At 58.5% G+C, this 8,028-nt stretch carries 6 protein-coding genes; 2 read left to right on the forward strand and 4 right to left on the reverse strand.

Going from position 1 to position 8,028, the window contains the following annotated elements:
• Positions 1–49: 49 nt before the first annotated feature.
• Positions 50–862 carry a pyruvate, water dikinase regulatory protein gene (locus ACB031_RS04560; RefSeq protein ID WP_005302533.1) on the forward strand — a complete coding sequence of 271 codons (813 nt, stop codon included), beginning with the start codon at positions 50–52 and terminating at the stop codon, positions 860–862.
• A gap of 90 nt (positions 863–952) precedes the next feature.
• Here ACB031_RS04560 and ACB031_RS04565 read toward each other — a convergent pair whose 3' ends face one another.
• Positions 953–1,240, reverse strand: a complete 288-nt coding sequence (locus tag ACB031_RS04565; protein WP_054544562.1) for a hypothetical protein — start codon at positions 1,238–1,240, stop codon at positions 953–955.
• Between the two features lie 362 nt (positions 1,241–1,602).
• Between ACB031_RS04565 and ACB031_RS04570 the strand changes: the two genes are divergently transcribed.
• Positions 1,603–2,979: an amino acid permease gene (locus ACB031_RS04570; RefSeq protein WP_371139107.1), complete on the forward strand. Its 1,377-nt coding sequence runs from the start codon at positions 1,603–1,605 to the stop codon at positions 2,977–2,979.
• A gap of 250 nt (positions 2,980–3,229) precedes the next feature.
• On the opposite strand, the gene ACB031_RS04575 is transcribed toward ACB031_RS04570, so the two are convergent.
• The 3 genes from ACB031_RS04575 to ACB031_RS04585 all read right to left on the reverse strand — a co-directional run bounded on the left by ACB031_RS04575 (position 3,230) and on the right by ACB031_RS04585 (position 8,012).
• Positions 3,230–3,934, reverse strand: coding sequence for an SIMPL domain-containing protein (locus ACB031_RS04575; protein ID WP_024943450.1), 705 nt, complete (start codon positions 3,932–3,934; stop codon positions 3,230–3,232).
• Between the two features lie 56 nt (positions 3,935–3,990).
• Positions 3,991–4,548 (reverse strand): hypothetical protein, encoded by a 558-nt coding sequence (locus ACB031_RS04580; RefSeq protein WP_371139108.1) that lies wholly within the window; start codon positions 4,546–4,548, stop codon positions 3,991–3,993.
• Positions 4,549–4,634: 86 nt separating this feature from the next.
• Entirely contained in the window at positions 4,635–8,012 is a 3,378-nt protein-coding gene (locus tag ACB031_RS04585) for a type I secretion C-terminal target domain-containing protein (protein ID WP_371139109.1), read from the reverse strand.
• Between the last annotated feature and the right edge of the window lie 16 nt (positions 8,013–8,028).

The raw sequence follows: 8,028 nt of genomic DNA on the forward strand, positions 1-8,028 counted from the left end.
GAGATACTTCTTGCCAGCCAGCTCGCCGACCCCCTCACAGGAGCCCCCAGTGCACACCGTATTCTATGTTTCAGACGGCACTGCCATCACAGCCGAAGTGTTCGGCCACGCCGTGTTGAGCCAGTTTCCGCTGGCCTTCGAGCAGATCACCATCCCCTTTGTCGAAACCCTGGAGAAGGCGCGCCAGGTACGGATGCGCATCGACGAGCAGTTCCGCCAGACCGGGGTTCGCCCCATTCTGTTCCACACCATCGTCGATCATCAGGTGCGCGAGGAGGTGCTCAAGGCCCAGGCCAGCAGCCACGACTTTCTCAACACCTTCGTCAGCCCGCTGGAGCACGAGCTCGGGGTGAAGGCCGAGCCCAGGCTGCACCGCACCCACGGCATGGAGAACCGCAAGCTCTATGACGACCGTATCGAGGCGGTCAACTTCGCGCTGGCCAACGACGATGGCATCACCACCAAGGAGTATGAGGAGGCCGACATCATCCTGATCGGGGTCTCCCGCTGCGGCAAAACGCCGACCAGCCTCTATCTGGCGCTGCAGTTCGGCATTCGCGCCGCCAACTACCCCTTCATCGAGCAGGACATGGGGGTTCTGGATCTGCCGGCCGCCCTCAAGGCCAATCGTCACAAGCTGTTCGGCCTCACCATCGCCCCCCAGCGGCTGCACGAGATCCGCAACCAGCGCCGCGCCAACAGCCGCTACTCCTCGCTGGAACAGTGCGAACAGGAGCTGGCCTGCGTCGAGCGGCTGTTTCGCCAGGAGGCGATCCGCTTCCTCGACACCAGCTCCCACTCGGTGGAGGAAATCAGCGCCAAGATCCTCGAGGCCACCGGCCTGCGCCGTCAGCTCTATTGAAAAGAACCGCGCGCCGGCAAGCTGGCGATACGGCAAACGACCATAAAAAAGCGCCGGATACATCTGTATCCGGCGCTTGTGGACTGAACCTCAACGGGATTGGGAGCCCGGGCGGTTCAGCTCTCTGTTGTTCATCAGCATGGCGTAGAAGTTGAGCACACCGTGACGCCGCCGTACCCGTTCAGTCAGCCAGAGGGCCGGCAGCAGGCCGATGGCACCGGCGATCAACAAGACACTCCGCAGGTGCATCACCAGATAGTCATCACCCTGTACGGCCCACACCAGCAGGCATCCCGCCGCCATGGTCAGCAGCAGGGGCGAAAGCCACACGGTCAGCCACAGCGCGACGGCCAGCAAACTGCCAATAATACGTTGCATGAAGCGCATCCTTGTTGCACAGGAGGTTTCATAAAACAGGAAATACCAGAAGAGTCAACCGAGCAGCATTCGATTGCTCACAATACAGCCAAAAACTTCCCTGCCAGCTTCGCCATTCCTTAAAAACCTGCCTTTCGCCGAAAAAACCAGCGAATAATGAGGAAAACAGGTGCATCAGCGATGGATTATCACTATTCTGCTTCCGTTGGTAGTCGCCATAAAAAACAGAAAGCGACTCACTGTAACGAAATAAATACGGATTTCGTCACGTTTCAGGCACGCTTTGCCGTGCACGGTCACATGGAGTGACCCGACTGACGAGATGACAGACGAATGACTTCAGAAGACGTAAGGAAGGAAGAATGGATCTTCAACAAAACGGCGAGGAGCTGAAACGCGGTTTGAAAAACCGCCATATCCAGCTCATCGCACTGGGCGGCGCCATCGGCACCGGCCTGTTTCTCGGCATTGCCCAGACCATCAAGATGGCGGGCCCCTCCGTGCTGCTTGGCTATGCCATCGGTGGTTTTATCGCCTTCCTGATCATGCGCCAGCTGGGCGAGATGGTGGTGGAAGAGCCGGTAGCCGGCTCCTTCAGCCACTTCGCCTACAAATACTGGGGTGACTTCGCCGGCTTTGCCTCCGGCTGGAACTACTGGGTGCTCTACGTGCTGGTGAGCATGGCCGAGCTGACCGCGGTGGGCATTTATGTTCAGTACTGGTGGCCCGAGATCCCGACCTGGATGTCGGCAGCCTTCTTCTTCGTGTTGATCAACGCCATCAACCTCTCCAACGTCAAGGCGTTTGGCGAGATGGAGTTCTGGTTCGCCATCATCAAGGTGGTGGCCATCATCGGCATGATTGGCTTTGGCGGCTACCTGCTGGCCAGCGGCAACGGCGGCCCGGACGCCAGCGTCAGCAACCTGTGGGCTCAGGGCGGCTTCTTCCCCAACGGCATCAGCGGTCTGGTGATGGCGATGGCGGTGATCATGTTCTCGTTCGGCGGGCTCGAGCTGGTCGGCATCACGGCCGCCGAGGCCGACAATCCCGAGAAGAGCATCCCCAAGGCCACCAATCAGGTGATCTACCGGATCCTCATCTTCTACATCGGCGCCCTGGCCGTGCTGATGTCCCTCTACCCCTGGGGCAAGGTGGTAGAAGGTGGCAGTCCCTTCGTCATGATCTTCCACGCACTGGACAGCAATCTGGTGGCCACCGTGCTCAACATGGTGGTACTGACCGCGGCCCTGTCGGTTTACAACAGCTGTGTCTACTGCAACAGCCGTATGCTGTTTGGCCTGGCCAAGCAGGGCAACGGCCCACGCAGCCTGCTCAAGACCAACAAGAGCGGTGTGCCGGTAGTGGCCATCTCCGTCTCCGCCGCGGCAACCCTGCTCTGCGTACTCATCAACTACCTGATGCCGGGCAAGGCGTTCGAACTGCTGATGGCGCTGGTGGTCTCCGCCCTGGTCATCAACTGGGCCATGATAAGTCTCGCGCACCTGAAGTTTCGCAAAGCCAAGGTCGCAGAAGGCGTTCAGCCCAAGTTCAAGGCGTTCTGGTACCCGTTCGGCAATTATCTCTGCCTCGCCTTCATGGCTGGCATCCTGGTCATCATGTACCTGACCCCGGGCATCCAGATCTCGGTACTGCTCATCCCGGTCTGGATCATCGTGCTGGCCATCGGCTATCAATTCAAACAAAAGCGCCTGAGACGGGTGGCGACCAACCTGGGCTAACCCCTTTCCTCGCACCTCTTCAATGCCGGTCACTGACCGGCATTTTTCTAGCCGGCGCTCCCTCCGCGAACCAACATCCATATCGGCCCCCCCTCTTCACCTATGCAGATGGCCCAAGGCCAGGGTCAGCCTCAAGCGCGGGCCGTCACAGCCCGACAAAGTCTGTCAGCAAGAGGGCAGCTCCCGGAAAGCAACAAGCCCGAGACACTGGGCTCGGGCTTGGAGACGACAAGGGGCGAAAGCCGCTGGATTATTCCAGCAGGAAGACGGCTTCCACGTTGTCGGTAATGCTGATCTGCTGCTGTTGATAGCTGTTTTCCATCATGTCGGCGGCGGGCGACATGGCTGCAGCCTTGAGGGCCCGGCTGTAGATCGGCATGGGGGTATTGTTGCGATATTCGACGCTGTAAACCTTGCCGAGCTTCATGCCAAACGCCTTGGCCAGCGACTCTGCCTTGCTTCTGGCATCCTCAACCGCACCGAGGCGAGCCTGTTCTTTCATGGCTTGCGGAGCCTTGAGGCCGTACTCAATCTGGGAAACGGACTCCAGCCCGGCCTTGAGCGCGGTATCCATCAGCTCGCTCAGCTTGTCGAGTTGATAGAGCTTGACCGCCAGCTGGCGCTGGGCACGATAACCCACAAGTTCCGGCTTCTTGTTCTGCGGATACTGATACTCCGGGGAGATCACCAGATTGCCCGCCTCAACGTCAGTGCGCTTGATGCCCAGCCCTTCGAGCTGACCAAAGAAGGCGGCGACCTTGCCATCCACCTGCTGTTTGGCCTTGATGCCCTGTTTCTCCAGCGCTGTCACGGAGACATTCAGGGTCAGCATGTCGGGCTCTGCTTTTTGCTCGGCATAGCCGCTCACCACCAGATGGGGAGCCTGCGGCACTTCGATGGCAAACAGGGGAGCACTGACCACCAGAGCGGACAGGGTAAGAAGGGGACGCCACATAAAAAAAGACCTCAATCTATTGGAGTGAGGTCATTATGCCCGTCGCCGAATGGGATTCATATATCGTGCAACGGCGGGATCTGATCCAATACCTGATTGGTCATGTCGATATTGATGCTGATCTCACTGCCAGCCGCCTCCGGGTGGCCAGCCGTTACGGGGGAGGCACTGCGGGAGCTGAGCAGCACATCATCATCAAAGTGGAAGGAGTCCCACGACAGAACGTGTCCGGCAAGCGGGGTGATCGGGTCTGCTATGGTATCCACCGTCAGAGGGGCGCAGTCGATGTTGTCGGAATGACCGAGCAGATCCTGCAGGCTGATATCGCTCAGACTTTGCAGCGTATACTCCTGCTCCCCCTGCTCATGGCCAACCAGCACCATCATATGAGGTGGCTGCTCACCCTGGGCCGGCGTGAAGGAAATGGTTGCTGCAGCAAAGTCCACATTCAGTGAACCCGCCACCTCGCCATCATCGCTCTCCAGATCCAGCGCATCAATCCGATCACCCGCCATCGTGGCGTGATAGCCAAACTGGCCGGTACAGGTAATGCTGCCCTGCCCGTCCCAGCTATAGCGAATGCCATCGATATCGATCCAATTAAATGACTGCATGGTGACCCTCTCCTGTACTGCCGCTATCTTAGCCGCCCCCTCAGTCAAAAAACAGGGGCCAGGCATGGCCCGGCCCCGTTCACTGGTTACGGATCAACCTTGAGGTTGCCGTCATCCAGCAGCTGCTTGATGATGTCGTGGTTGGTTGTGAGCCCTCCGTTTTGATCCAGATCCAGGTTGCCCTGGAACTGGACGGTCAATTGAGAGCCACCACTCGCCGATCCGTTCGTGTCTATGGTCAGCTTGTTGGTCGTGGTGTCGAACTGCAGATAGTTGTTGAGCACCGTGGCCAGATCATTGTTGTTGAACCCCGAGGGAACACCGACCAGCAGATCCGACAGATCCAGCACATCCCCCCCGTTGGACGGGTTGCCCAGCGTGAAGTCGGTAATGGTGTCGGTACTGCCATCCGCATCGCCAGCAATCCACTTGAAGGTATCACTGCCAGCCCCCCCCGTCATGGTGTCGCTGCCCAGACCACCGATCAACAGATCGTTGCCATCTCCTCCTTGCAATATGTCGTTGCCAATTCCGCCGATCAGGGTGTCATTGCCGGATTCCCCATAGAGGGTATCGTTGCCGCTGCCACCATCCAGCACATCATTGCCCGACCCGCCAACCAGAGTGTCTTTGCCTCCCATCCCGTACAGCAGATCATCACCATCACCACCCGACAGGATGTTGTCCAGGCTGTTGCCCGTGATGCTGTCTCCAAAGTCGGACCCGATGGCGTGCCCTTGCGTACTGGTCAGGGTCACATTCACCGCGCTGGCGGAGTCGTCGTAGTCCACGGTAAAGGGGGCATCCGGCAGCAGGCTCAGACCGATATTACTGTGAACGGCATCACCATCGCCGTCCGTCAGTGTGACCGGCAACTGCAAGTTGACCGGAACACCCGGAGTCGCCACGCTGGAGCCGAAGTCGCCAATCTTGAAGGTGCTCCCAGCGGCATAGTGGAACTCCAGGCTGTTGTAACCATCTGCGGTATACGCCGCCAGTTTGGTATTGGAGATCACCCCGGCAACTGTCGCGACATAGGCCACACCAGCGGTCGGATCGTCATCGGTAAAGTTGACCGTAAAGCTGTGGCCTCCCACCGAGACAACCTGGGACATTCCGGCTCCGATACTGACAATCCTGGTTGAACCGTTGTAGCTGATTGCCACGGCGGTCAGCGACTCCTTGTTGCCATCGCCAATATCGTTGTCATTGTCCACATCCTGACGGGCTACCAGTTTTACACTGGAGCTGCTATTGATCGCCGTAAACATGGCGGAGGCACCATTTACATCGTAGTGAGCCTCAAAGGCATGGGTCTGGTTCGCCAGGACGCCGTAGGAGCCACCACTGACCGGGTTGCCGGTCAGATCGATGACAAAGTCTATCCGCATCGCCTCACCCGACCCGACGGATGAACCGCTACTGATCCCCCCCGTGTTGGCAGAGGTGTTGACGGTACCACCATCCACACCATTGGTCATCGCCGTCAGCAGCAGATCCTTGCTGTCGTCATTGGCTAGCGTGTTAAAACCGGCCCAGGACGCATTGCCGCCAACGAAGTCGTAACCCCCCCCGTTGAAGTCGATGGTGGTTTGCCCACCGTCCACTTCGCCAATCATCTGGATCTGATAGGTCCCGGATGCAGGTTGCAGGGTGGCAATGAACACGGTGCCGGCCGCCGTTGTAGCAGTCAGGGTGATACCATCCGACGACAAGGCGTAAGTGATGGGCAAGCCACCCGAGGTCAGGCCACTGCTGCCATTCAGACTGCTGTCAAAGCGGATCGAACCACCATCAGCCCCGTAGTTGTTCAACAACGAGCCATCGCCATCCAGCAGGAAGGTCTCAGTAAGCCCGGACTGGTTCAGCATGACTCCCATTGCGGGCGTCATGACAAGAGGCACATCATCTTCAACCTGCACGATGAAATCCCGCACCAGAGTCACATTGTCCGGTCCTTCATGGGCAGTGATCGCACTGGAGAGGTTCAACGCCTTCAGTTCCAGATCATTGCCATCAGCCTGAGCATGATCTATCGGCCCCTGCAGGGTGAAGGTGTAATCACCATCCGCCTCCACCGCCAGCGTAAAGATCGGTTTGCTGCCGGCCATGGCCACCAGGGTATCCACCCCGACACCATGGACGATGCTGTAGGTGATCGGCACACCACCTGAGGTCAACGCCGGCAAGCCGGCTGTGCTGCCAACACCGAAGCTGACGCCAGTGCTGTCAATCACCATATGGGCCAGTGAGCCGCCCACGGTTGTCAGAGACGGGTCGTTGCCAGGCAGGCCGGTGGGCAAGCCATCCTCGAATACGGAGGCCGTGATCGGAGTGGTATCCAGCACCAGTATCTTCAGCAAGGCACTGGAGGTGTCACCATCTGCATCCACTATGGTGTAGGTAAAGGTCTCCAACGTATCCACTGCTACATCATTGGGTGGTGTGTAGGAGTAGGAGCCGTCGGCATTGACCACCAATTGGCCACCCAGAGACGTAGTCATGGGACCCGTTGTTCCTCCTTGCACCAGGAAGGTCACGACATTGCCATTGATGCTGTCGGCAACCCCCACATACGCAGCCGGATTGCTGACGGTGAAGCTGACCTGGAACACGGTTGCGGGGGCATCGGCGCCTGCACTGTCCACGCCGGCAGTCGCATCCACATCCGTGATCACATTGCCGGTGGCAGGAGGCGGCACAGTCGCCTGCAAAGTGGCATCCAGGTCATAGATATTGTTGACCAGCGTCACCGCATCTCCGTTGTCTTCCACCAGTCCCAGCTGGGCGATCGCCGAGGCATTGCCGCTCACGTTCAGACCAACGGCGTAAACTTCAACGTTGTTGTTATTCACAAAGCTGGTCCAGCCAGCGGGGACATTGCCTTCATTGGGCGCGCCATCCGACAGGAAATAGACCTTGGTTTCATACCCGGCCAATGCAGGGTTTGCCAAATCCGTTGTCAGTTGATTCTGCGCCAGTACCAGGGGGGCGTTGTAGTTGGTACCACCGCCATCCGTCGGCAAACCGGAAATGCTGGCCTTGGCCACATCAGGATCACTGGTTTGCGGGATCAGGACTGCACCACTGGCAAAATCAATGACCGTAATGACCAATGGAACCCCCAGCGCCACATACGAGTCGATCATGTGGTTCAGGGCATCTTTGGCCAGTTCCAGACGGTTTGGCGAGCCATTTGACGTCGTACCTATCTGCCACAACATGCTGCCCGAGGTATCGATCACCATGACGAGGTTGAAAGGCGGCAAGCCCGCCTCAGTAATGACGATGCTGTTGTCCTTGGCTGTCGGCACATCGTCCTCAAAGTTGATGTTGCCACCCAGGTCCGCACTCACCGTCCCGGTCGCAGTGTCGTTGTCGCCATCCACCACCGTCACGGTCGCACTCAGCAGCACCTTGCCATTGGCCAGGCTGATGAGGTTGTTGTCGTTGCTGTTGTCCACGTCCTCCGGCAGATGG

Origin of the sequence: Aeromonas sp. S8(2024), from assembly GCF_041403085.1 — a bacterium.
Lineage (GTDB): Bacteria > Pseudomonadota > Gammaproteobacteria > Enterobacterales > Aeromonadaceae > Aeromonas > Aeromonas dhakensis.

Coding starts and splice junctions, on each gene's coding strand:
- ACB031_RS04565 (WP_054544562.1), bottom strand. CDS start 1,240: ATGCAACGTATTATTGGCAGTTTGCTGGCCGTCGCGCTGTGGCTGACC.
- ACB031_RS04570 (WP_371139107.1), top strand. CDS start 1,603: ATGGATCTTCAACAAAACGGCGAGGAGCTGAAACGCGGTTTGAAAAAC.
- ACB031_RS04575 (WP_024943450.1), bottom strand. CDS start 3,934: ATGTGGCGTCCCCTTCTTACCCTGTCCGCTCTGGTGGTCAGTGCTCCC.
- ACB031_RS04580 (WP_371139108.1), bottom strand. CDS start 4,548: ATGCAGTCATTTAATTGGATCGATATCGATGGCATTCGCTATAGCTGG.